This is a genomic window from Jilunia laotingensis (assembly GCF_014385165.1).
GTDB classification, from domain to species: Bacteria; Bacteroidota; Bacteroidia; order Bacteroidales; family Bacteroidaceae; genus Bacteroides; species Bacteroides laotingensis.
Window position 1 is genome coordinate 2,521,518 of record NZ_JACRTF010000001.1, and the last position, 24,755, is coordinate 2,546,272.

The following is a 24,755-nucleotide window of genomic DNA, read 5'->3' on the forward strand; positions in this document are numbered from 1 at the left end:
CGGTTTAATAATGAATAAAGAATGATAGTTTGCATTGCCGAAAAGCCCTCTGTGGCGCGTGATATAGCCGACATACTCGGAGCCAGGACCAAAAAAGAAGGATATATTGAAGGGAACGGATACCAAGTGACATGGACATTCGGTCATCTTTGTACACTGAAGGAGCCGCACGAATATTCTGCCGGATGGAAGTCGTGGAGTTTGGGCAGTTTGCCTATGATTCCGCCACGTTTCGGAATCAAACTGATTGAAAACCCAACCTACGAAAAGCAATTCCATATCATTGAAGGCCTTATGCAGCAAGCCGACGAAATCATCAACTGTGGTGATGCCGGCCAAGAGGGAGAATTGATCCAACGGTGGGTGATGCAAAAAGCGGGAGTTCGTTGCCCGGTAAAGCGGCTTTGGATTTCCTCATTGACGGAGGAAGCTATCAAGGAAGGATTTGCCAAATTGAAAGATCAGTCCGATTTTCAACCCTTGTATGAAGCAGGCATGAGCCGTGCCATCGGTGACTGGTTGCTGGGTATGAACGCAACCCGTCTTTATACGGTTAAATATGGGCAAAACCGTCAGGTGCTTTCCATCGGGCGTGTACAAACACCGACTTTAGCATTGATTGTGAATCGCCAACAAGAGATTGAGAATTTTCAACCCAAGCAATATTGGGAACTGAAGACTGTCTATCGGGATACCACTTTTTCAGCCCTTATTCGTAAGAGCGATGAAGAACTGGCAGCTGAGGAAGAGAAATCAGGTGGAAAGGTGAAACGAACCGAGAACCCAGGTATCGATCCCATTGCCAGCAGCGAGGAAGGAGCCGCTTTGGTGGAACGTATCAAAGACTTGCCTTTCACAGTGACTTCTGTCGCCAAAAAAGATGGCAAGGAATATGCCCCCCGTTTGTTCGACCTTACCTCCCTACAGGTAGAGTGTAATAAGAAATACGCTTATTCGGCAGACGAAACCTTAAAACTGATCCAATCGCTATACGAAAAGAAGGTGACGACTTATCCGCGTGTCGATACGACTTTCCTTAGTGATGATATTTATCCCAAATGTCCTGCTATATTAAAAGGATTGCGTGATTATGAAATCCATACGGCATCGCTTGAGGGTACGAAGCTGCCTAAGTCTAAAAAGGTGTTCGACAGTTCGAAAGTGACCGATCACCACGCTATCATTCCAACGGGTGTTTATCCGCAGAATCTGACGGACATGGAGCGCAAGGTTTTCGATCTGATTGCCCGGCGGTTTATCGCAGTGTTCTACCCGGATTGTAAGATATCCACCACTACGGTGATGGGTGAAGTCGATGCGATTGAATTTAAAGTGACGGGTAAACAAATTATTGACCCGGGTTGGCGTGTAGTCTTTGCCAAGGAGGTGAATGATGCATCAGACGAGAAAGAGGGTGAAGAGGAAAATGTACTGCCTGCTTTTGTGAAAGGCGAAAACGGGCCTCATATACCTAATCTGGCGGAAAAGTGGACGCAACCTCCCCGTCCTTATACCGAAGCGACCTTGCTGAGGGCAATGGAAACGGCAGGTAAGCTGGTCGATAATGATGAATTACGTGATGCGTTGAAGGAGAACGGTATAGGCCGTCCGTCTACTCGTGCTGCTATTATTGAGACGCTTTTTAAACGCAATTATATCCGTAAGGAAAGGAAAAACTTGATAGCGACCCCGACCGGGGTGGAATTGATCGGACTTATTCATGAAGAGCTGCTGAAGTCTGCCGAACTGACGGGTATCTGGGAAAAGAAACTTCGTGAGATAGAAAAGAAAACATATAATGCTCGCCAGTTTTTGGAAGAGTTGAAACAGATGGTAGGTGAGATCGTGATGAGTGTTTTGAGCGATAATACCAACCGTCGTATCACGATCCAGGAGGCGGTACAGGCAGCACCGGAGAAAGAGAAAAAGGAAACAAAAAAACGGGTTCGGAAACTGTCTGCACCCAAAGAGAAAAAAAAGGATGGGGTGGCGGTAGCTTCTTCCGCTGATTCGTTGGAAGGAAAAATATGCCCGGTCTGTGGGAAAGGCGTCATTTTGAAAGGGAATAAAGCTTACGGTTGTTCGGAATGGAAGAACGGATGTACTTTCCGTCAGTCTTTTGATTCGGAAGGTTGATATTGTCGATTTCGGGCGACTTCTATTTTTGCTCGTCAGGTACGTTTGAATATTCTGAGGTTACTTTTGTGTTTTATCTGTTGAGAATTATTCTTCACCCTTGTGGAAGGGTGGCTTGCAAAGACTTTGTATAATATTGAATAATCTAAAAAATAAATCATTGATAATCAGATGATATTGATGGCTATTTTACCTCGGTGATCAACGACCTCTTCCTCGGTGATGAACAGCCCCTTCATCGGTGACTAAGCCGCCCTTCATCGGTGATCTCCAAGGTAGTCCCCGGTGATGGAGAATATCAGGAATGCCGGACACTCGTCCATGTAAACATTATTCTTTGGATCCGATCTAAAGAGACGAGAGAAGAATGCTCTATCCCCTCCTTCAACGAACCATGTTTCGGGTTAGCCACTGCTTTTTATGTTTCTTCCTGACAATAAATCAAGCCTATTTAAGTTTATATATTCAGTATGTTCCGCAATTTCATTTATTATATACTTGTCCTTTTACTATTTACTTCCTGTGGTGCAGGGCGTAGTCTGAAGAAAGCCGAGCAAAGTTATGCACGCGGTGAGTATTTTGATGCCGCGAAATATTATAGAAAGGCTTATGCCGCCACTCCTGCAAAACAACGGAAACAGCGCGGTGTGATAGCTTATAAGATGGCGGATTGTTACCGCCTTATCAATTATACAGTACGTGCAAAGGGGGCTTATATGAATGCCATCCGTTACAATTATCCCGATTCGATCACCTTTTTTTATCTCGCTGAAAGCCAACGGAAAAACGGAGAATATAAGCCCGCTGCCGCTTCATATAAGACTTATCTCGACTTTCGCCCGAATGATACGCTGGCATTGAACGGTTTGATATCCTGCCAGTTGGCGCAGAAATGGAAGGAGCATCCTACGCGATATACCGTGAAGCGTGTCCCCATCTTCTTTTCCCGTCGTGCGGATTACTCCCCCATGTATGCCGGAGAAGATGCGGATATTCTGTACTTCACTTCTACCCGAAACGAAGCAAAAGGGAATGACCTGAATGGCATAACCGGCATGAAAAGTGCCGATATATTCCAGTCGAAGCTTGACGAGAAGAAGAACTGGCAGAAGCCCGAACCGCTGGAGTCGGAAGTCAACAGCGAATATGAAGACGGTGCCTGCACCTTTTCTGCGGACGGGAAAACGATGTACTTCACCCGTTGCCGTACCTCTCCCGAATCACCGGTATATGCCGAAATATATTCATCTGCCCGTACGGGAGCCAATTGGGGAACACCGACCAAGTGTGCCATATTGAACGACTCGCTTTCTTCCGTTGCCCACCCTGCCATGTCTCCTGTCGGTGATTTCCTTTATTTTGTCTCCGATATGCCCGGAGGCTATGGCGGACTTGACCTCTGGCGTATCAATGTAGTGCAAGATGGTTTCGGATATGTTGATAATCTCGGGCCGGAAATCAATACTGCCGGAGATGAAATGTTCCCTACTTTCGGACCGAAAGGGGAACTGTACTTTTCCTCCAACGGCCATCCCGGTATGGGAGGACTTGATATCTTCCGGGCTGTACAGGATACGCTGTCAGGGAAATGGAAAGTTGAGAACATGCGTTCACCCCTGAATTCAGCGAGTGATGATTTCGGAATGACCTTCGAGCCGGGACATCCGCGTGGATTCTTCTCCTCCAACCGGGGGGATGCCCGTGGTTGGGATCATATCTACAGTTTTGAACTTCCCGAAGTCAATCACGTCCTTACGGGTTGGGTGTATGATAAAGAAGGCGATCCTTTGCCTGATGCCTTGGTGACTATAGTCGGTGATGACGGTACATATTTGAAAATCAACGTAAAGAAGGATGGCTCTTTCGTGCAACAGCTCACTCCGGGGCAACGTTATGTCATGTTGGCCTCTTGTCGCGGCTTTCTGAACGGGAAGCAGGAGTTGACTACCGATACTGCGCAGGTAGATCGCAATTATGAAGCAGAGTTTCCGTTGGCATCCATCACGCGTCCGGTACTGATAGAGAATATCTTTTATGAATTCGACCGTGCCGACCTGACACCGGCTTCTACTACCGCACTGGACGAGCTTATCCGTCTGTTGAATGACAACCCGAACGTGACCATCGAACTGGCCGCCCACTGTGACTATAAAGGCAATGATGCATATAATGAGCGTTTGTCTCAAAGGCGTGCCGAGTCGGTGGTACGCTATCTGATCAAAGGCGGCATTGCTAATGACCGTCTTACGGCAAAAGGTTATGGAGAGTCGAAACCTAAGGTGGTCAATAAGTCCGTACTGAAGTCTGCCCCCTTCCTCAAGATCGGAGATGTATTGACCGAAGAGTTCATCAAGACATTGCCACTCGACCAGCAAGAGATATGCAATGCCATCAACCGTCGTACCGAATTCCAAGTATTGCGTACCACTTACGGGCTTTATCAATAAAATCTTTCCCGTTTATAAACTTCATTATCACTACATTTGTTGTTGAGGGTAGTATCAACAAAGGCCAGTTGAATGAGCGATCCACCCGGTCGGTCGTTGAACTGGACGATTAATTTATTAAAAGAAGATGATGGTGTTTAAAAAGCAAGTGATGCCTCTATTGGCATTGGCTGCTGCGCTCTCAGTGAACGTGCAGCAATCGGAAGCCTGTACCCGTGCAGTGTATGCCGGTCCGGACAATATGATAGTGACGGGACGTACGATGGATTGGAAGGAAGATATACAGTCCAATCTTTATCTTTTCCCCCGTGGTATAAAACGGGCAAGCTTTGATCAGGGAGATTTTCTTACCTGGACTTCTAAATACGGCAGTATCGTTGCTTCGGCCTATGATATCGGTGTGTGCGATGGCATGAATGAGAAAGGGCTTGTGGCTAACCTGCTCTTTTTGCCCGAATCTATTTATGTGCGTCCGGGCGACACGCGGCCGGTTATGGGAATTGGCATCTGGACTCAGTATGTCCTCGATAATTTCGCCACGGTGCGTGAAGCTGTGGAGGAACTGAAAAAAGAGACTTTCCGCATCGATGCTCCTCACTTGCCGAATGGTTCACCTGCTACTTTGCATATGTCCATTTCCGATGCGACGGGCAATAATGCCATTCTCGAGTATATCGATGGTTATCTGGAGATTCATGAAGGCAAAGAGTATAAGGTGATGACTAATTCTCCAAGATATGACTTACAACTGGCTGTCAATGATTATTGGAAAGAGGTGGGCGGTTTGCAGATGCTGCCCGGCACCAACCGTTCAAGCGACCGCTTTGTGCGGGCCTCCTTCTATGTGGATGCCATTCCGCAGATATCCGATCCTAAGATTGCCGTCCCCAGTTTGTTGAGCGTAATTCGTAACGTGTCCGTGCCGTTCGGCATTTCTACTCCGGATAAGCCTTATATCTCTTCCACGCGGTGGCGTTCTGTTTCCGACCAGAAGGATAAAGTTTACTATTTTGAATCGACTCTGACTCCTAATCTCTTTTGGGTTGATATCAAGAAAGCGGATTTTAGCCCGAATGCAAGTATTAAGAGGTTGCTTCTGACCGGAGGCGAGGTTTATACCGGTGATGCTTATAAGGATTTCAAGGATATCAAGACATTTACGTTCCTGTTCAGGTTGCCGGAAATGAATTGAGAATCGAGAAGAAAGAATCGAGAGAGGAGAGGGGAGTTTAGGTTAGGGCAGCCGCAGGGATTGGATGTATTGATATACGTTCGGATGAAGGAAGTAGCGTATGTCTTTCCCGGCAGCGAGTGAATTTCGGATGAAGGTAGAACTTATGTCGAAAGTAGGTGAATTGACAATGCGTACAGTCGGAGGAAGTTGATCCTGAGAGACGGTGAATCCGGGACGGGGATAAATAAGTAGTTGATTCTCTGTGATAATACGTTTGTATTCATACCATTGCGGAAATAGAAGCCAATTGTCCGAACCTATGATAAGGTTGAACTCCCGTTCCGGATACTTCTTTTTTAATTCATCCAGTGTATGTATGGTGTATGTCGGACGGGGAAGGTGGAATTCAAAATCGGAGGCTTTAAAACGTGGATAATCCTTAATTGCCACTTCCACCAGATGAAGCCTTACATCGTCCGGCCAAAGGTCAGCCTGCTCCTTAAGGGGATTGTGTGGGCTGACCATAAACCATATTTCATCCAGTCCCTCAAACTCGCAAAGATAGTTTGCCAAGACGAGATGACCGATATGAACCGGATTGAATGAACCGCTGTATATGCCGGTTTTTATTTTAGTCACGGTGCAGGAACTCTTTGATGATACGCAGTGCTTCCGCCTTTGCCGTTTCAAGGTCATCGTTGATGATAACTTTGTCGAACTTCGGAGCAAAACTCAATTCGTATTCCGCTTTGGCTATGCGGCTCTCAATGACTTCCGGGGCATCGGTGCCACGGCCTGTGAGACGGTGACGCAACTCCTCCACACTTGGGGGCTGAACGAATAAAGACAAGGCTTTATCTCCATAATATTTCTTTATATTGCACCCGCCTACTACATCGACATCGAATATGACATTTTGCCCTGCCTTCAGTTGCTCCTCCACTTGCGATTTCAAAGTACCGTAATAACGATCCTTGTATACTTCCTCATACTCCAGGAACTCATTGTCGTCGATTCGTTTACGGAACTCATCGGGGGTAAGAAAGAAATATTCCACCCCATGCTTTTCGGTACCACGAGGCGGACGGCTGGTAGCGGAGATTGAAAATGCCAAGTTCAATCCCTGTGTCAATAAATAGTTGATAATGGTAGACTTGCCCGACCCCGAGGGGGCAGAAAAGATGATTAATTTTCCCTCCATAGTTTATTCTGATATTCAAATATCTTGTCTGAATTTCACATTGCTTGCTTATACTGTTTTGAAACAGCGTACAGGTTACATTACGTTGAGTACCTGCTCTTTAATCTGTTCCAGTTCATCTTTCATCTGGACTACGATTTTCTGCATTTCCGCATGGTTCGACTTGCTGCCCAACGTATTGATCTCCCTTCCCATTTCCTGAGCGATAAATCCTAGTTTTTTTCCTTGCCCGTTGCCGTTTTCCATCGTGTGGAGGAAGTATTTCAAATGATTCGTCAGACGTTGCTTCTCTTCGTTTACATCCAGTTTCTCAATGTAGTAGATCAATTCCTGCTCAAGGCGGTTTTTATCGTAATCTACACTTAATGTCTTTTCTAAGGCATCCGTGATGCGCTCTTTGACTTTATCTACCCGTTCTTTTTCATATGGAGCGATCGACTCCAATAGAGCCGAGATATTGGTGATCTTCTCACGGAACTTCTTTTCTAGTGCGGCACCTTCTTGTTTGCGAAACTCCACAAGATGGTTGATAGCTTCAATGACAGCCATATGTACCGTTTCCCACTCTTCTTCCGTCAGCTCCTGTATCTCCGTTTTTGTCATCACATCCGGCATACGGAGCAGGGTTTGGAACCAGTCTGTCGGCACCGGTATATTTAATTTGTCCGCTATATCTTTAATTTGATTGTAATATCCCTCCACTAATGCCTGATTGATGGGAGTAGCACTTTCTGCGCTCTCCTTTTTTTCGATCCAAAGGCTAAAGTCTATTTTTCCACGTTCAAGATTCTTTGAGATTTCGTTTCGGATTTCTATCTCCTTTTCGCGATAAGTCGGAGCGATACGCGTAGATAAATCCAGTGCCTTGCTATTCAGCGATTTGATCTCTATGTTTATTTTTTTATCAGATAGTTCGGCAATGGCTTTACCATATCCTGTCATTGATTGTATCATATCGTATAAATTGTTTTCTGCAAAAATACAGGTTTATTTTAAGAATATGGCTTGAATGTATAAAAAATATGCTTGAAATGTAGATTCCCATTGCCCCATTATTCCATATGCGGGTCTGTAATTACGGTTTGACCGACATTTCTTTTTTATAGTATAGTTTGAAAATAGATAGCAATATGCTCTTGTTTCTGCCGAATTGCCGACCGGGTACTTTTGAAATACGATCGAATCAGCTTTCCGTAAGGTTGATTTCGGGGTAAAATAGCCATAAACTGTCGATGTAATTACCTTTGTTGACGGATGAAATAGGCATTCCCAGCAAATCAAATCGCTATTTCCAACAGATGGGATCACTATTTCCAACAAATGGGATCACTATTATCATCAGATGAAATCACTATTTTCCTCAAACGAAGCTTTAATTTATCGGAAAAGCGCTCTTTTTTCTCTTTCTTTTCTCTATCTCTCGCCTTAATGTGAAGCTCTGCTTTTTGACGCCAGGCAACGATAATCATATACTCTCTATGCATTGGGAAAGAATAAGGAAACAATCGGCATGTTATGTAGCACTTTGAATGATTTTACTGGCAAAGTGAAAAACCGATGTTGCCCTACAATCCGTTTTTTCCAATCATGCTTGCCATTGACCGGTAAATTGCTACTCACGGCAAAGGAGAAAAGCAAAATGTCAAAAAGATAGTTTGTCCGTAAAGCATTTAAAAAGCACAAAACTATCCCGTAAGTAATATATGAACAAGTAAATAATAATGGCATGAGGCACTATAAGTTCGTTAAGTGAAGTCTTATGATTAAAAAAACTTAAAACGGAACTTGAACCTTTGCGAATGAAATAAATCTTTTATATTTGCAAACAATATTAAGAAACATCTTTGAAAAAACATCTCTATGGAAAAAAGTAAACCTGTTAACCCGAATCATCTTTTTAGCTTCAGAATGGAGCTAAGGAATAAGAATGTAGCTTATCTGATACTTTTTAGTCTAAAAGCTTCCCCTATTTCGATTTGATATTTTTATATTATTTAGAAGAGCCGGATATCTTTTCATAGAAGAGGTACCCTTCTAATTTCCGCGCGTTTATTTCTTACTATATTATTAATTTAACCTAAGTGATTTATGAGTAAACATTTACAAAAATGGATACTGTTGCTATTCGTATTGTGTAGTGGCGCAGTATTCGCGCAACATCCCACGGTAAGTCCGAAAAAGGGTGTGTTGCGTGTGAAGCTTCAACCGGAAGTAGCCGCACAGGTAGCCGCTGCTCCCAGAATGCGGACTGCCGGTGGCATTGTTTCAACGGGTATTACCCCTTTGGATCGAGCCGGTCAGAAAGTAAAGGCTGTACAGATGAAGAGAGTTTTCCCCTATGTAGAAAAGTTCGAGGCTCAAAGGAAAGAATTTGGTCTGGACAGGTGGTATGAGATAACTTTCGATGAGGGTGTCAATCCGCTCGAAGCAAAGCAGATTTACAGTACCGTTCCCGGTATCCAAGTCGCTGAAAACATTATACCGATGGAACTTCTCGGAGGGAATGGGGGATATGTTAAGCTTACGCCTGCACAGAAAGCAGCAATGAACGCACAGGCTCCGTCATCGGATATGCCTTTTAACGATCCTCGTTTGCCTCTGCAATGGCATTACCAGAATGATGGTTCCATGCCGGGTAGCGTCAAAGGAGCAGATATCAATCTTTTTGAAGCATGGAAGCTCGCTACCGGTTCGAGGGATGTATTGATAGCCATAATAGATGGCGGAGTAGATTTTACGCATGAAGACTTGGCTGAGAACATGTGGATTAATGAGGCCGAATTGAACGGTACGAAAGGTGTGGATGATGATGGAAATGGTTATGTGGACGATATATACGGATATAATTTTGTGACCAATTCAGGGGAACTGTATCCGCACAATCATGGTACTCACGTTGCCGGAACGGTAGCTGCCGTCAACAACAACGGCATCGGAGTTTCAGGCGTTGCAGGTGGTAACGGGCAAGGAGGCGTGAGATTGCTTTCTTGTCAAGTATTCGATTCACGTACCGGGGCAGGCGATGGCAATTTCGCAGCCGCACTGGTATATGCCGCGGAGATGGGTGCTTCGATTGCCCAATGCTCGTGGGGGTGGCCCGCACCGGATATCATAGAACAGGCTGTCTTGGATGCAATTGACTATTTTACTGCAAAAGGCGGTGGCGATAAATTGAAAGGCGGACTCTGTATTTTCTCTTCGGGGAATGATGGGTCTACAGGTAATTATTATCCGGGGTGTTATGAAAAGGTATTGTGTGTCGGTGCGATGAATTATGACAAAACAGTTTCCAGTTATTCAAACTACGGTGATTGGGTGGATGTCACAGCTCCGGGTGGCCTTATGGATTTTGATGCATCGCAAGGTGTATTGAGTACTTTGCCTGGAAATGAGTATGGGTACAACGAAGGTACTTCCATGGCCACACCTCATGTGTCGGGTATTGCAGCTCTGATTCTGTCTAAATACGGGAAACCTGATTTGTCAAACGAGACATTGCGTGAGCAACTGGTTACTTCTGTAAATGACCTTTATACGGATAATCCCCGGTATGCGGGGTTGGCTGGAAGCGGATATATCGATGCTTGGAAAGCATTGCAAATGAGTGATGGCGAAGCACCGGAACCCGTAAGCGATTTCACGCTTCTGCCCGCGCAGGATAATATTATGATGGAATGGATCATTCCGGGCGCATCGGATAACAATGTCAATCATCATACCGTTTATTATAGCGACAAGGAATTTAATTCAGGAAGCGACCTAACCAAGCTGGAATCAGTTACCATCGATACAAAATTCCTGAAGTCGGGAGATAAAATTACTTATGAATTGAAAGGATTGGAAGCACGTACCACTTATTTTATCGCAATCAAGTCGGTGGATCGTTGGGGAAATGCAGCGGCATTATCTCCTGTAAAGAGTGCTACGACAAACTCCGGTCCTAAAATGGTGCTTGACAAACAATCGATATCAATGACGGTGGATGCCGCTTCCTCTTTGGTTGCTTCTGATAAGTTTACCATCAGCAATGAAGATGAAGGACTGTTGAAATGGGAATCTTACTCGCGTACAGTCAATGTGATGCCTGCCTCGTTAGTGAAAGCCGATCCGGGCAAACTGAAGGCATATGACGGTAACCTGTCAATCGTTTCGTATGCAAAGAACCCGGTGGTATCTGCCGACTTCATGACCGAGGATTTTCCGTTATCCATTAATTATGCTTCCAAGGGATTGGTAGCCTATATTGGTGATGTGGATCTGAATCTGCCCAATTCTCAGGCGCAATGGTTTAAGGTCGATCCGGATAAATACCCTGATGGATTCAACCTGACTCACTTGAATGTGGGAGGCAGTTACGGGAAAGATCCCGTTATAGAGATTTATGAGGGAAGTACCATCACGAAGAGTAAATTAGTGCAAAGATTTACCGGGAATTTTGCTTACTACTTTGATGTCCCGTTGGATGAGCAGTTATATTTTGCACCGGGTGAATCATTCTGGATTGTACTGCACTTTGCTAAAGGAAATGTCAATCCTTTGGGACTGGGAGAAGCCGAGACGGACGATTATGCGACGTATAGCTATATGAGTAATGATCTTGGAAATACTTGGATGATATTAAAGGACGCACTTGTAGACAGTAAGTACGAGGAAATGGGTGGAAAGGCTGTATGGGATATTACGGCTAAGAGTCTCAATCCGGATTGGAGTACAATGATGGTGTTGAATCCGGAAAATGGTACGGTAAAAGCCCATGAGAAACAGGAAGTAACGATCTCTAATGATGGCCAGAAACTGGTGAACGGATCTTATAAATTCTCTCTGAAGTTGAAAACCAATGAAACCGGCAAGACGGAACAGGCTATACCTGTGGCAATGACAGTGAAAGGTAACAAGCCCGAACTAAAAACAGCCAAGGTCATTGATTTTGGTGATTTATTGGTAGGGCAGACAAAGACACTTAAAATAGAGGTGATCAATAATGGTTATGGAGGATTTTATGGCAGTTATGGCAGTTCGTTATCCTCATCTAATATCAAGTCTTCTTCCGACCAGTTTGTTACACCGACTTATATCAGCGGAGGTTTTCCGGCTCGTTCGGTATCTTCAATGGAAATAACGTATGCACCGACAAAGGCAGGTAGTCACTCCGGTACGGTTACGCTGACTGATGGCAATAATGTACAGTATCAGTTCATCATCCGTGGAATTGCTGCCGACCCGGCCGAGATCGTCATTGCCCCGACCGATATTCAGGTTGGAGAACTTGAGGTTGGAGCTACACCAATAGAAAAATCATTTACTATTTCAAATACGGGTAGCTATCCGTTGGAATATGTATTTCCGAAATTCTCGGACGAGGTTATAACGGATATGGGAAAGGCTTCTCATAAGTTCGGCTATACTTATATTTCCAATTTGGATGGAGCAACTGACTTTGAATATGATAACAATCCTGCTTTGGTAAATGCAACGGATATAACCAGCCAGTTCACAGACGATAATGTATGGTCGAAAGCAATCTCTTTGGGCTTTTCATTCCCCTATTATGGAGAGACATACGATAAAGTTTATGTAACCAGCCATGGGGGTATTGCTATGGCTACAGGCCGGTTCTGCATGTTCCCGTCCGCATCTGCCGATTGTGTTGGTGGAATGGGTGCGATCATGGCTTATGGTACTCAACTGATCATGGGTGCCAACAGTAAAGTGGAATGGGCTAAGCAGGATGGTAAGTTCGTTGTGAAGTTCACGAACGTAATGGCAGTGGTTTATGATAATGACTATATTCCGGTCAGTTTCCATATGGCCTTGGCAAGCAACGGGGACGTAGAAATATTCTATGACGACTACACACCGGCCTCTGTGTTCGGTGAGGGATCGAATCTGTTTGTAGGTCTGAATGATATAGAGGTGAAAGATCCGATGACCCTTACGGATACTGAAATTTCTGACGATCCGTATTCCGGCAAAGAGCCGACTGAAGAAGGGCAGTTATATAAAAAGATTGGGACGGGCTCGGCTGTGAAATTCCTGGCACCCGATAAATATATTATTAACAAACTGATCCCAGCGAACGGAGTGATCAATCCCGGTGAAAAATCGGTTATTACTGTCACAATGGCGGCTACGGAAGACATGTATGCAGGTGAACTGACCAATAAGTTGGTTTTGCTCAGCAATGATCCCAAACATACTACTTCCTATGTGACCTTCCGTGCAGTGGTAAAGGGAGATGTATTAAAACCGCTGGTAGAACTTGCATCTTCCGATGTGGATTTTGGAAATGTGTTCCGTACGGCTGTGAAGCAACTTCCGGTGACCATTAAGAATGTGGGTAAAGATGTTTTGAACGTCACTTCGGTAACGTTGGCTGAGGGGAAATTTAATTTTGAAGCCCGTCTTCCGATTAGCATTGAACCGGGACTTTCAAAAGACATTCTGGTAACTCTGCCTACGGAGAAAGAGGGTGAAGTAGCTGATGTGATGACGGTTGTCACTTCTGCTGGAACCGTAACCGCTAATTTGGTAGCGAAGGTCATAGGTACGCCTGTCATTGCTTTGAATATGGAAGGCATTACCGAGACAATGGAGAGTGGGACTACCATGGAAAAGGTACTTGAAATAAAGAATGAAGGTAACGAGCCTTTGGTATATTCCATTACTCCTAACGAGTTTATCGGACTTCCTCCTGCGGCAACAGACGGAAAATCATCAGTGGATTACATCTATTCTGCTTCTGTTGATAATAAAGATGTTTCTGCGGAATGGGTGGACATTGAGACGAACGGATTGGGAGAGCAAAACAATCTGACTTATTATATGCAGCATGACTTTACTACTGTCGATTTGCCTTTTGATTTTCCGTTCTATGGCAAGACTTATAATAAGATGTATATCTATAACTCCGGATTTATCTCATTTAATGAAAAGACGGACGATAAGATATGGCCGGAGCCTCCTTCACAATTCCCGACAACAGAGACGTTGTATACGAATATGATTGCACCCTACTGGGGTATGCATTCCATGGATCAGACCAGAACAGCCGGAACTTTCCATTATATTACTGAAGACAGAGCAGTCGTTTCGTTCATGGAGTATGGCAATACGATGAATCGCGGAGTCTGTTTCCAGGTTATTATGAATAAGGACGGTTCATTTAAGTTCCAATACAAGGGCGCATTCCCGGACGCAGACATCTATAATATGTTTGGTTGGGCAGGTATCGCAAACGATGGCGGTACGAAAGGGGTAAACCTTCCTGCACGTACGGTTGCTTTCGGTCGTGCTATCGAGTTCTATCCCGTAATGACCGAAGAAATCGCAACAGGTAGTGCTAAAAATGTGAATATGAAGGTGATGGCCAATAAGATGGCTGGAGATTACACAAGCAATCTGATCCTGAATACGAACGTACCGGGCAAAGAAAAGATCAATCTGCCTATCGAGTTAAATATCACGGGTATGCCGAAACCTGTATTCCCGGAAAAGATAGAAACTGAATGGGTTGTTGGAACGAATGCCGGATCAATGGGAGTACCGGAGGTTCTCTTCAAGGTTGCCAATCAGGGTACAGCCACATTTATGATCAATAACATTGAAATGGATGCACCGATGTCCGATTTCGGGCCTGTACTCCAACTGTGGTACTATGGTGAACATTACGATCCGTGGTTTGATGAAACGACTATCGGCTGGGGAATTTATGAAGAAGGAACTTCGATAACCGTTGGTGTCACACCGATAGAGTTTAAGGTTTTAGTAACAGATAACTATACGATCAATACCTATGAATGTCCGATTACATTTAATGTGACTGGAATTGAAGGTAAGGAAAAGGTGGAAGTTCCGTTCAAGGTTAGTATTACGGATGCTCCAGTTATGGACTTTGATAAACCTGAAATTCGTGTCAGCAATGTGGCGAGCGATTATGAAGGTGAGGCTGAAATGACCATTACCAACAATGGTGCATATCCGTTGAGGTATGAAATATCACTCGATCCGACCGGTGAAGGTGAAGTGGAAGAAGAACAAGGCGGAGGCGGAGTCGATCCGATGAGCGAGATGGGGCACCGTGCTTTGTCTGTCGGAGAGCAACAGTCTTTGAGCCGAAACCTTACTGAAATGGATCGTCAAGGTTTAATGAAAGTAGCGGCCAAAGCTGGTGAATTGAACGCTTTGGATGTCCCTGTTGACATGGAATATAACCAATCGTTATATTATCCGGCTATGCCGAAAACGTCCGCTGGTGTATATCAATATGGTAGCGGTACGGTATTCGGGCAATATAAAGCCGCCACTTATTATGTAGCGCCTGCAACGGGATTCAATCTGACGCATGTTTATACCGCAGCTACTGTTAAGACCTTGGAAAACGTTGATTTTAAGGTCGAGATTGTAAAAGGAGAAGATTTAGAGACAGGGGTTGTGATCGGTTCGGGGAGTTACCATTTGGACAAACAACCGGATCCGAATTACGGACTATTTATGACAATTCCATTGGAAAAGGCTGCCTATCTACATCCGAATGAGAAATTCCATGTAGTGGTGACTTACCCCGTAGGATACATTACTCCTGCAATACTTGTAACCAAAGAAGAGGCGGTTGTAAGCAACCGTTATATGGGATGGCAAGATGGCTATGGATGGTTTGATGTGGCTACATTGCTCAAGGAGAATGTTGGCTCGGTAGGCTATATCATGTCTTGTATCGAAGAGGAGGCCGGTAGTTCGTGGGTTACAATGCTTACTCCGGATACTTCCGGTGAACTGGCGATTGGGGCAAGTAAGACGGTTAAAGTGAAGCTTGCTGCCGAAACAGCTCCTTTAGACAGAGACAATAAGGCGGTATTGGTTATAAAGAGTAATGATCCGGACAAACAACTGGTAAATTACCCGGTTTATCTGGACAAGAACGGTGCCCCGGAGATTTCAGTACCTTCTTCTAAAATTTATGCAAAAGAGGGAGCTACAACGAAGCTTAATGTTACTGTGACGGATAGTGACGGGGATGCATTTAGTGTGAAATTAAATGATGAAAGCGGTATCGCCAAGATGGAAAGTGCAACGGTTACTTCTGGAAACGCAACAGTGGAAAAAGTAGATGATACAACGATTAAGGTCCTTGTAGGAAGTGAAGCGACTACTGGCGCTGTGTCAGCGGAATTGGCTTTGGCACTGACACCGGACTATGGTACTGCCGGCTCGCATAGCTTTGAACTTACTGCTACCGATGTTAAGAATAATGTGAGAACGTCTGTCGTAAACTATACGGTAGATCATGTAAATCGTGCCCCGATTGCCAAAGAGCAGAAAGATATGGAAGTGAAGATAGGATCGACCAGTCCGGTTTTATATCTATCTTCTTTGTTTGAAGATCCGGATGGTGATGAACTGACCTACAAAGTTTCAGCTTCGAAAAATGACATAGTCGATATTTATAATACGGTTGGAAGTGTCATATTCTCCGGATTGAAGCTTGGCGCGGCAGATATAACCGTAACTGCTACGGACGTTGCCGGTGCCTCCGCGGTTTGCAAGTTCAAGGTAAAGGTTGTGACGGAAGTGGGAATTGGTGAAGTTGATATGAAGAATGCCGTTGCAGTATATCCTAATCCGGTTGTCGACAAAGCTAATGTAGCTTGTGATATCGATGCGGAAGGGGAAATCTCTTATAAGTTGTACAATGCCAACGGAGCGCTTTTATATAATGCACATGCAGTTAAAGCACGTGGCGAAGTGCAAGTGATTGATATGGACGGTTTTGCTTCAGGTGTTTACTATTTGGAATTGGACATCGATGGTACTAAGACAACTGTACCTGTGATGAAAAAATAGTAAAGGGAGCTGATTAGAACAAAGTATATCCCGGAGTTACAGAGAACAGCCTGTAATTCCGGGATTCTTTTTATTGGTCGTATTGGAAGAGCTTGCCTTGTACGCAGTTTTAAGCATCTGATCTATGGCTGAGGTAAGTCTTTTGCAGTTGTCTGTAACGTTTCACGTTGTTCATTATCTATCATCCTTGCCCATCGGTATGGTAAATATGAATTTAGCTCCTTGGGTTGTATGCGGATCTATTTGTATGTTTCCGTTCATATGCCGGGCTATCAGTCGGCAAAGGTACAATCCTAATCCGTTTCCGTGAGTGAAAGTATCCAGTTTGGTAAATCGTTGGAAGATATATTCCTGTTTGTCCGCAGGTATCCCGCATCCCGTATCCGCTACACTGATAATAACTTTCTTTTGTTCTTTATTACAGCGGCAGGATAACAGTATGCTTCCTTCACGGGTGAACTTGTTGGCATTGTTTAACAACGATCTCAGTAATAAGGATAAATATTGGGGATGGGTATGTGCAAAGCAGCCTTCTCTTGGAAGATCGAGTAAATATTGAATCTTGTCTTTCCCTTCTTTTTTGTGCAATAGTTCCATTTCTGTGCGGCATAAAGCTGTTACCTCCACCTCTTCTAGAGTCAGTGCTTCCGTAAGGCTATCCAGATTGGCAACTTCGATCAGGCTGTCGAGCAGTGACGTCAGCAGATGAGTGTTTTCCTGTATGATCATCTGATATTCTTTTCGTTCTTCCGGAAGGGTAGCATCGTCAATAAGTACCTCTGAGAATCCATTTATGGAATTAAGCGGTGTACGGATTTCGTGGCATATGGAGTTGATAAAGGACGATTTCATTTGTTCGCTTTCCTGGGCTTTTATGCTTTGCCGGTAAATTTCCTCTTGTAGTTTCCGTGTTTTCTTCAGACTTTTATAGTAGTAGACACTGACACTGATTGCAACAATGAGTGTGCAGATGGCAAAAATGAACCCGATCAGTCTGCTTTGGGCGGTAATCGAGGTCTTTTCCAGTTCCAGACGGTTCACGTCATTTTTTAGCCGCAGTGCTTCCACCCTTTCTACATACTCTTTTTTTATCAAGGAATCCGATACTTGTATCGCTCGTTCATAAGCTATGCAGGCATCTTCAGGGCGCTTGACGTTAGTTAGCAGTTTTGCTTTATCCTTATATACTCTGAGTATTCGACTGAAACCGGGGGCGCGTCCCGTTTCAATCATATTGATAAGCGAGTCACAGTTGGATATTGCTTCTTTCTCATGGTGCATGTTTGTAAGAAAGAGATAGGCCGTTTCATAAAGATAGATTTTGTTCTTGTCAAGAAATTCATCTTTGGCAGAAAGCATATGGTCGCGAAACAGATTGTACATTTTGTAAGCTTCATCATCGCTGACATGCATCGCCCCACGAATTAATTGTGTATAAAAATCTACATACGTATTATCCTTATATAGAAAAGGACGTGGATACATCACTGCCGAAACTGTATAAAAGTCTTTATGAGCATTGATCGCATCAGTGGTCACTTGTTGCAGTCTTTTGTAATCTTGTTCTTGGTTGTATCCGCTACTTAGAAGGGAAAATATGCTGCTTAGGTAGTATCTTTTAGTATAAAGGGGGAATTCCTGTGCAATGTCCCAAGCCTCCTGCCATAGGGGTATCTGTTCTTTATAAACGCCCTTCTTTCCTTGGCCATTCATTTCCCAAACTCTCATTAGACCTTCATTGTAGAGACGGTTTACTTTTTGATATTTATCTTCATGAGGTTGTAATGCCTGGAATTCATTACGTATTTGCTTGAAAAGTTCTTTTTGAGTGTTTGCATCATTCTCTGTATTTATCTTCCGGTTGATTATGGTCATTTTGAAGAACGTGGCTGCACCTTCAGCGGGCGTGCCTTTTTCGATATCGGCAATTGTTTTGATGTAATAATTATAAAGTGAATCTTCTTTTTCTTCGTGGGTGGCATGGCGAATGACGATGTTCATAATTGATACGAAAAGTCCGTATACATCACGACCTTCTTTTGATTCATTGAACAATTGCCTGACATAGCCTGCTTCGTTATTCATACCTTCCGTGACATCTTTGAGGTCGAGCAGTAGCTCTATACGCTTATGCGGGTCTTTTGCTTTGTCTAACGCTATGTTCAGACTGTCTTCACGAATGGGCATGGGAGAAGTTAATCTGCCTTCCGGATTATCTTCCTGAGATGCTTGTGCCTGAGTTGTGATAGTGCTAAGACAGAAGAAAACGAAATATAGGATATACCGCAGATTACTCATGCCATATTATAACTTGTTTATTCATTAGTTTTACTTGTATAAAACAGCCTGCTAAGATATACAAAATATTTCTGAAGTCAATGATTTTGAACTAAAATATGCTATAATTTATCCTACAGTGTGGTAATCTGAAAATAATCCGTTAAATTTGCGACAATTTAATAATCTGATAATTATGTCATGTATCTTACATATAGAGACCTCTACCACCGTATGTTCGGTAGCGGTAAGTGAAGATGGGCAGACTATTTTTGTGCAGGAAGATCTTAAAGGCCCTTCACATGCCGTGTCCTTGGGAGTCTTTGTTGATGAGGCTTTGTCGTTTATCGATAACCATGCCATTCCATTGGATGCGGTAGCTGTGAGTTGTGGACCTGGTTCATATACAGGGCTCCGTATCGGGGTTTCGATGGCTAAGGGCATTTGTTATGGAAGGAATGTTCCGTTGATAGGTATTCCTACTTTGGAAGTATTATCCGTACCCGTTTTGCTTTATCATGAATTGCCGGAAAATGCCTACCTTTGTCCCATGATCGATGCTCGCCGAATGGAAGTATATGCGGCCATTTATGATCGTAGTCTGAATGTCGTACGGGAAATTTCAGCCGATATTGTAGATGAAAATTCTTACCTTGACATTTTGAATGAACATCCGGTTTATTTCTTTGGGAATGGAGCGGGCAAATGCCGTGAGAAGATTACACATCCGAATGCACATTTCATCGATGACATTCATCCTTTGGCAAAGATGATGTTTCCTTTGGCCGAAAAAGCTGTGGCAAACAAGGAATATAAGGATGTAGCTTACTTTGAACCTTTCTATTTGAAAGAATTTGTGGCTTCACTGCCGAAAAAGCTGTTATAGCTTCTCGTTTCTTTTGATTTCTATTAATTAAATATTTAATTTTCGCTTATGCAATATAACACCCAGCAGAAAAGGATGCCGCTTCCAGAATATGGGCGAAGTATACAGAACATGGTTGATTTTGCACTTACAATTCAGGACCCGGCAGAGCGTCAGCGTTGTGCAAATACCATTATTAATATCATGGGAAATATGTTCCCTCATTTAAGGGATGTGCCCGATTTTAAGCATAAACTGTGGGATCATCTGGCTATCATGGCCGATTTTAAACTGGACATTAAGTATCCTTATGAGGTGATCCGTGAAGAAAATCTGGGTACGAAACCGGACATGATTCCTTATCCCAGTACTAAAATCCGTTATCGTCATTATGGTCGTACACTAGAGATATTGATCAAGAAAGCATGTGATTATCCGGAAGGGGATGAAAAGAGAAATTTAGTGGCCCTGATCTGTAACCATATGAAGAAAGATTATATGGCTTGGAACAAGGATACGGTCGATGAACGTAAAATAGCAGAGGACCTTGCGGAACTTTCTAATGGTAAGTTGCGGATGGATGATGACATCATTCGTTTGATGGCCGATCGCCTTGCTCAGAATTATCGTCCGAAGATGAATTATAATAATAACCGGAATAATAATCAGCGAAGAAAATACTAATCTCTCGCCATAAACCATCCTATCTATGGCTTCATTTGTAATCGAAGGAGGGCACAAGCTTTGTGGTGAAATTCATCCACAAGGTGCTAAAAACGAGGTATTGCAGATCATCTGCGCTACATTGCTTACTGCCGAGGAAGTAATAGTAAATAATATTCCCGACATTCTGGATGTCAACAACCTCATCCAATTGATGAGAGACATGGGGGTGACAGTTGCAAAACAGGGTATTGACTCATATAGTTTCAAAGCGGAAAATGTGGATCTTGCTTATCTGGAAAGTGACGAGTTTCTGAAGAAGTGTTCCAGTCTTCGCGGTTCGGTGATGCTGATCGGGCCAATGGTAGCTCGTTTTGGTAAAGCAATGATATCCAAGCCGGGTGGAGATAAGATAGGCCGCCGCCGTTTGGATACTCATTTTATCGGTATCCAGAATCTGGGAGCTGATTTCAAATATAACGATGAACGTGAGATTTTTGAAATTGCTGCCGATAAGTTGCACGGAACATACATGCTTTTGGACGAGGCTTCCGTTACCGGAACTGCCAACATTGTTATGGCGGCTGTATTGGCGAAAGGAACGACTACCATTTATAATGCAGCTTGTGAACCATATTTACAGCAATTATGCAGAATGCTCAACCGGATGGGGGCAAAAATCAGTGGCATTGCTTCCAACCTTCTCACTATCGAAGGGGTAGACGAACTGCACGGGACGCAACATACCGTTTTGCCGGACATGATTGAAGTAGGCAGTTTCATCGGAATGGCAGCTATGACCGGAAGCGAGATCACGATTAAACGTGTCTCTTATGAGAATTTGGGTATTATCCCCGAAAGTTTCCGCCGTTTGGGTATTAAGCTCGAACAACGTGGAGATGATATTTATGTCCCTGCACAGGATAGTTACCAGATCGAATCGTTTATTGATGGTTCCATCATGACGATTGCGGATGCTCCATGGCCAGGTTTGACTCCTGATTTGCTCAGTGTGTTGCTGGTAGTCGCTACGCAAGCTAAAGGGAGTGTGCTGATTCATCAGAAGATGTTCGAAAGCCGCTTGTTTTTTGTAGACAAGTTGATTGATATGGGAGCGCAAATCATCTTATGCGACCCGCATCGTGCGGTTGTAATCGGCCATAATCACGGTTTCAAACTCCGGGGTGGTAACATGATTTCTCCCGACATCCGTGCAGGTATTGCCTTGTTGATTGCAGCGATGAGTGCCGAAGGCAGCAGCCGTATCCACAACATCGAGCAAATAGACCGCGGATACCAGAACATTGAAGGCCGGTTGAATGCGATCGGTGCCAGAATTACCCGAATATGATAAAAAAAGAAGAAGTATATAAGATAGGGATTTTTAATAAGCCGCATGGCATCCATGGAGAGTTGTCGTTCACTTTTACTGATGATATCTTCGACCGTACCGATTGTGATTATCTAATTTGTTTGCTGGATGGGATATTTGTTCCCTTCTTCATCAAAGAATATCGGTTTCGTTCGGATTCCACGGCATTAGTGAAACTCGAAGGGGTGGATTCGGCAGAGCGAGCCCGTATGTTTACGAATGTGGAAGTATATTTTCCTGTGGAACATGTAGAGGAAGCAGAAGCGGGCGAATTGTCATGGAATTTCTTTGTCGGTTTCCATATGGAAGAAGTAAATCATGGTGTATTGGGAGAAATAATAGAGGTGGACGATTCTACTGCTAATCCTCTTTTTGTTGTAGAACTTCTGAATGGTGAAGAGCTTTTGGTACCGGCTCAGGAAGATTTTATTATTGGAGTTGATGCTGATAATAAGAATATTACGGTTGATTTACCCGAAGGACTATTGAACTTGGATGAAGTTGGAACGGAGGATGAATAGTCCTGATTTATTACTCACCGATGAAAGGATTGTTGGTCACCGATGAAGGCCCCGTTGATCACCGATGAACGGGGTGTTGGTCACCGATGAACAGGGTCTTCCTCACCGATGAGAAAATGCCTCCTCCAAAACGTTAAATAGAATGAAGAAACTTCTGTTGGCAGCGATGAAATGCCTACCTTTGTAATTCATATAAAATTACCATGCCAAAGAAAAAGAAAAGTAAAGCTTTCTGGAACAATATTAAGTTTAAATACAAACTTACCATCATAAATGAGAATACACTCGAAGAGGTGGTGGGTATCCACGTATCCAAGCTGAACGGGTTTTCGGTACTGCTTTCGGTTCTTACGATTCTGTTTCTGATAGCATCGGTTATCATTGCATTTACCCCTTTACGTAACTATCTGCCCGGATATATGAATAGCGAGATTCGTGCGCAGGTGGTGGAAAATGCATTGCGGGTGGATTCTCTTCAGCAACTGGTCGATCGGCAGAATCTGTATATCATGAACATTCAGGATATTTTCAGCGGAAAGGTTCGTATCGATTCGGTGCAGAGCATGGACACGCTGACCGCTATGCGTGAAGACTCCCTGATGGAACGTACCAAACGTGAAGAAGAATTTCGCCGTCAGTATGAAGAAACCGAGAAGTATAATCTTACTTCAATAACTTCACAACCCGATGTGGACGGTCTGATTTTTTATCGGCCTACCCGTGGGATGATTTCCTCTCATTTTGATGCGGATAAGAAGCATTATGGAACGGATATTGCCGCCAATCCCAACGAGAGCGTGCTTGCTACTTTGGACGGAACTGTCATATTGAGTACCTATACCGCTGAAACCGGATACTTGATCGAAGTGCAGCATAATCAAGACTTCGTATCAGTCTACAAACATTGTGGTTCTCTACTGAAGCGTGTAGGTGATAAAGTGCAGGCGGGAGAGGCCATCGCACTGGTGGGGAACAGCGGAACGCTGACAACCGGACCTCATTTGCATTTTGAGTTATGGCACAAAGGAAGTGCTGTTAATCCCGAAAAGTATATTGTATTCTAAACATGAATAAAGAGAATAAAAAGAAACAAATAGCTATCCTGGGGTCTACAGGATCTATTGGTACGCAGGCACTTCAGGTGATTGAAGAACATCCCGGACTGTATGAGGTGTATGCTTTGACTGCCAATAATAAAGTAGATTTGCTCATAGCACAAGCCCGGAGGTTTCAGCCCGAGGCGGTAGTTATAGCCAATGAAGATAAATACGATGAATTAAAAGATGCCCTTAGCGATTTGCCTATCAAGGTATATGCCGGTTCGGAAGCTTTGGGGCAGATCGTAGAATCTGCTCCGATCGATATCGTTCTGACTGCAATGGTGGGGTATGCCGGCCTGAAGCCAACGATCAATGCGATTCGAGCCCGTAAGGCAATTGCTCTGGCAAACAAGGAAACGCTTGTCGTTGCCGGAGAACTGATTAACCAGTTGGCACAACAATATCGTACCCCGATCCTTCCTGTCGATTCTGAACATTCGGCCGTATTCCAATGTTTGGCTGGAGAAGTTGGTAATCCGATAGAGAAGGTGATACTCACCGCTTCCGGAGGCCCTTTTCGTACGTATACACTGGAACAGTTGAAGACCGTTACAAAAGTACAGGCTTTGAAGCATCCCAATTGGGAGATGGGAGCAAAGATAACCATTGATTCTGCTTCCATGATGAACAAAGGTTTTGAAGTGATCGAAGCAAAATGGTTGTTCGGTGTGCAGCCCAGCCAGATCGAGGTGGTGGTTCATCCGCAATCGGTGATCCATTCGATGGTTCAGTTCGAGGACGGCTCCGTCAAGGCACAACTCGGTATGCCGGATATGCGGCTTCCTATACAGTATGCATTTTCTTATCCCGACCGTATATATTCTTCTTTTGAACGTCTGGACTTTGCGAAATGTACCCATCTGACTTTCGAACAGCCCGATACCAAACGTTTCCGCAATCTGGCATTGGCTTATGAAGCGATGTACCGCGGAGGAAACATGCCATGCATCGTCAATGCAGCCAATGAAGTGGTTGTAGCTGCTTTCCTGAAGGACGGGATCAGCTTTTTGGGCATGAGCGAAGTGATTGAAAAGACAATGGAGCGAGCTTCGTTTGTACAGGCTCCTACCTATGATGACTATGTGGCGACAGATGCCGAAGCACGCCGCATAGCTGTCGAGTTAACTCATAATTTAAAATAGTAAATAGTAATTCGTAA

Annotated in this window: 14 protein-coding genes; 10 read left to right on the forward strand and 4 right to left on the reverse strand. The window is 44.0% G+C overall.

Features of this window, described 5'->3' with window-relative positions; genetic code table 11:
• Positions 1-21: 21 nt before the first annotated feature.
• From H8744_RS09640 to H8744_RS09650, 3 genes are all read left to right on the forward strand, one after another.
• The gene (locus tag H8744_RS09640; RefSeq protein ID WP_262434626.1) at positions 22-2,136 is read left to right on the forward strand and encodes a DNA topoisomerase 3; all 2,115 of its coding nucleotides are present in this window, start codon (positions 22-24) and stop codon (positions 2,134-2,136) included.
• A gap of 470 nt (positions 2,137-2,606) precedes the next feature.
• A complete protein-coding gene (porE, locus tag H8744_RS09645; protein WP_262434627.1) occupies positions 2,607-4,583 on the forward strand; it encodes a PorE family type IX secretion system protein in 1,977 nt (658 codons plus the stop codon).
• 151 nt (positions 4,584-4,734) lie between these two features.
• On the forward strand, positions 4,735-5,775 hold the full coding sequence (locus H8744_RS09650) for a linear amide C-N hydrolase (RefSeq protein ID WP_305067476.1): 1,041 nt from the start codon (positions 4,735-4,737) through the stop codon (positions 5,773-5,775).
• 42 nt (positions 5,776-5,817) lie between these two features.
• Here the strand turns inward: H8744_RS09650 and nadD are convergent, their stop codons facing one another.
• The 3 genes from nadD to H8744_RS09665 all read right to left on the reverse strand — a co-directional run bounded on the left by nadD (position 5,818) and on the right by H8744_RS09665 (position 7,912).
• A complete protein-coding gene (gene nadD / locus H8744_RS09655; RefSeq protein ID WP_262434629.1) occupies positions 5,818-6,396 on the reverse strand; it encodes a nicotinate (nicotinamide) nucleotide adenylyltransferase in 579 nt (192 codons plus the stop codon).
• Entirely contained in the window at positions 6,389-6,958 is a 570-nt protein-coding gene (gene gmk, locus H8744_RS09660; protein ID WP_262434630.1) for a guanylate kinase, read from the reverse strand. The genes nadD and gmk overlap by 8 nt, the downstream gene beginning before the upstream one ends.
• Positions 6,959-7,033: 75 nt before the next feature.
• Positions 7,034-7,912, reverse strand: coding sequence for a YicC/YloC family endoribonuclease (locus tag H8744_RS09665; RefSeq protein WP_262434631.1), 879 nt, complete (start codon positions 7,910-7,912; stop codon positions 7,034-7,036).
• Between the two features lie 1,134 nt (positions 7,913-9,046).
• Between H8744_RS09665 and H8744_RS09670 the strand changes: the two genes are divergently transcribed.
• Positions 9,047-16,798, forward strand: a complete 7,752-nt coding sequence (locus H8744_RS09670) for a S8 family serine peptidase (RefSeq protein WP_262434632.1) — start codon at positions 9,047-9,049, stop codon at positions 16,796-16,798.
• A gap of 174 nt (positions 16,799-16,972) precedes the next feature.
• Here the strand turns inward: H8744_RS09670 and H8744_RS09675 are convergent, their stop codons facing one another.
• Positions 16,973-19,096 (reverse strand): sensor histidine kinase, encoded by a 2,124-nt coding sequence (locus tag H8744_RS09675; protein WP_262434633.1) that lies wholly within the window; start codon positions 19,094-19,096, stop codon positions 16,973-16,975.
• A 175-nt stretch (positions 19,097-19,271) separates the two neighbouring features.
• On the opposite strand from H8744_RS09675, the gene tsaB reads away from it, so the two are divergent.
• The 6 genes from tsaB to H8744_RS09705 all read left to right on the forward strand — a co-directional run bounded on the left by tsaB (position 19,272) and on the right by H8744_RS09705 (position 24,738).
• The gene (gene tsaB / locus H8744_RS09680) at positions 19,272-19,961 is read left to right on the forward strand and encodes a tRNA (adenosine(37)-N6)-threonylcarbamoyltransferase complex dimerization subunit type 1 TsaB (RefSeq protein WP_262434634.1); all 690 of its coding nucleotides are present in this window, start codon (positions 19,272-19,274) and stop codon (positions 19,959-19,961) included.
• Positions 19,962-20,009: 48 nt separating this feature from the next.
• Positions 20,010-20,624, forward strand: a complete 615-nt coding sequence (locus H8744_RS09685) for a DUF4290 domain-containing protein (RefSeq protein ID WP_262434635.1) — start codon at positions 20,010-20,012, stop codon at positions 20,622-20,624.
• 25 nt (positions 20,625-20,649) lie between these two features.
• Positions 20,650-21,954: a UDP-N-acetylglucosamine 1-carboxyvinyltransferase gene (gene murA / locus H8744_RS09690; RefSeq protein ID WP_262434636.1), complete on the forward strand. Its 1,305-nt coding sequence runs from the start codon at positions 20,650-20,652 to the stop codon at positions 21,952-21,954.
• Entirely contained in the window at positions 21,951-22,496 is a 546-nt protein-coding gene (rimM, locus tag H8744_RS09695) for a ribosome maturation factor RimM (RefSeq protein WP_262434637.1), read from the forward strand. Before murA ends, rimM begins: the two co-directional genes overlap by 4 nt.
• Positions 22,497-22,699: 203 nt before the next feature.
• Positions 22,700-23,560 (forward strand): M23 family metallopeptidase, encoded by an 861-nt coding sequence (locus tag H8744_RS09700; RefSeq protein WP_262434638.1) that lies wholly within the window; start codon positions 22,700-22,702, stop codon positions 23,558-23,560.
• Positions 23,561-23,562: 2 nt separating this feature from the next.
• Positions 23,563-24,738 carry a 1-deoxy-D-xylulose-5-phosphate reductoisomerase gene (locus H8744_RS09705; protein WP_262434639.1) on the forward strand — a complete coding sequence of 392 codons (1,176 nt, stop codon included), beginning with the start codon at positions 23,563-23,565 and terminating at the stop codon, positions 24,736-24,738.
• Positions 24,739-24,755 lie beyond the last annotated feature (17 nt).

What these genes read in the sequence shown, in the direction of transcription:
- H8744_RS09640 (WP_262434626.1), top strand. Translation starts at nt 22, where the DNA reads ATGATAGTTTGCATTGCCGAAAAGCCCTCTGTGGCGCGTGATATAGCC.
- porE (WP_262434627.1), top strand. Translation starts at nt 2,607, where the DNA reads ATGTTCCGCAATTTCATTTATTATATACTTGTCCTTTTACTATTTACT.
- H8744_RS09650 (WP_305067476.1), top strand. Translation starts at nt 4,735, where the DNA reads ATGCCTCTATTGGCATTGGCTGCTGCGCTCTCAGTGAACGTGCAGCAA.
- gmk (WP_262434630.1), bottom strand. Translation starts at nt 6,958, where the DNA reads ATGGAGGGAAAATTAATCATCTTTTCTGCCCCCTCGGGGTCGGGCAAG.
- H8744_RS09665 (WP_262434631.1), bottom strand. Translation starts at nt 7,912, where the DNA reads ATGATACAATCAATGACAGGATATGGTAAAGCCATTGCCGAACTATCT.
- H8744_RS09670 (WP_262434632.1), top strand. Translation starts at nt 9,047, where the DNA reads ATGAGTAAACATTTACAAAAATGGATACTGTTGCTATTCGTATTGTGT.
- H8744_RS09675 (WP_262434633.1), bottom strand. Translation starts at nt 19,096, where the DNA reads ATGAGTAATCTGCGGTATATCCTATATTTCGTTTTCTTCTGTCTTAGC.
- tsaB (WP_262434634.1), top strand. Translation starts at nt 19,272, where the DNA reads ATGTCATGTATCTTACATATAGAGACCTCTACCACCGTATGTTCGGTA.
- H8744_RS09685 (WP_262434635.1), top strand. Translation starts at nt 20,010, where the DNA reads ATGCAATATAACACCCAGCAGAAAAGGATGCCGCTTCCAGAATATGGG.
- murA (WP_262434636.1), top strand. Translation starts at nt 20,650, where the DNA reads ATGGCTTCATTTGTAATCGAAGGAGGGCACAAGCTTTGTGGTGAAATT.
- rimM (WP_262434637.1), top strand. Translation starts at nt 21,951, where the DNA reads ATGATAAAAAAAGAAGAAGTATATAAGATAGGGATTTTTAATAAGCCG.
- H8744_RS09700 (WP_262434638.1), top strand. Translation starts at nt 22,700, where the DNA reads ATGCCAAAGAAAAAGAAAAGTAAAGCTTTCTGGAACAATATTAAGTTT.
- H8744_RS09705 (WP_262434639.1), top strand. Translation starts at nt 23,563, where the DNA reads ATGAATAAAGAGAATAAAAAGAAACAAATAGCTATCCTGGGGTCTACA.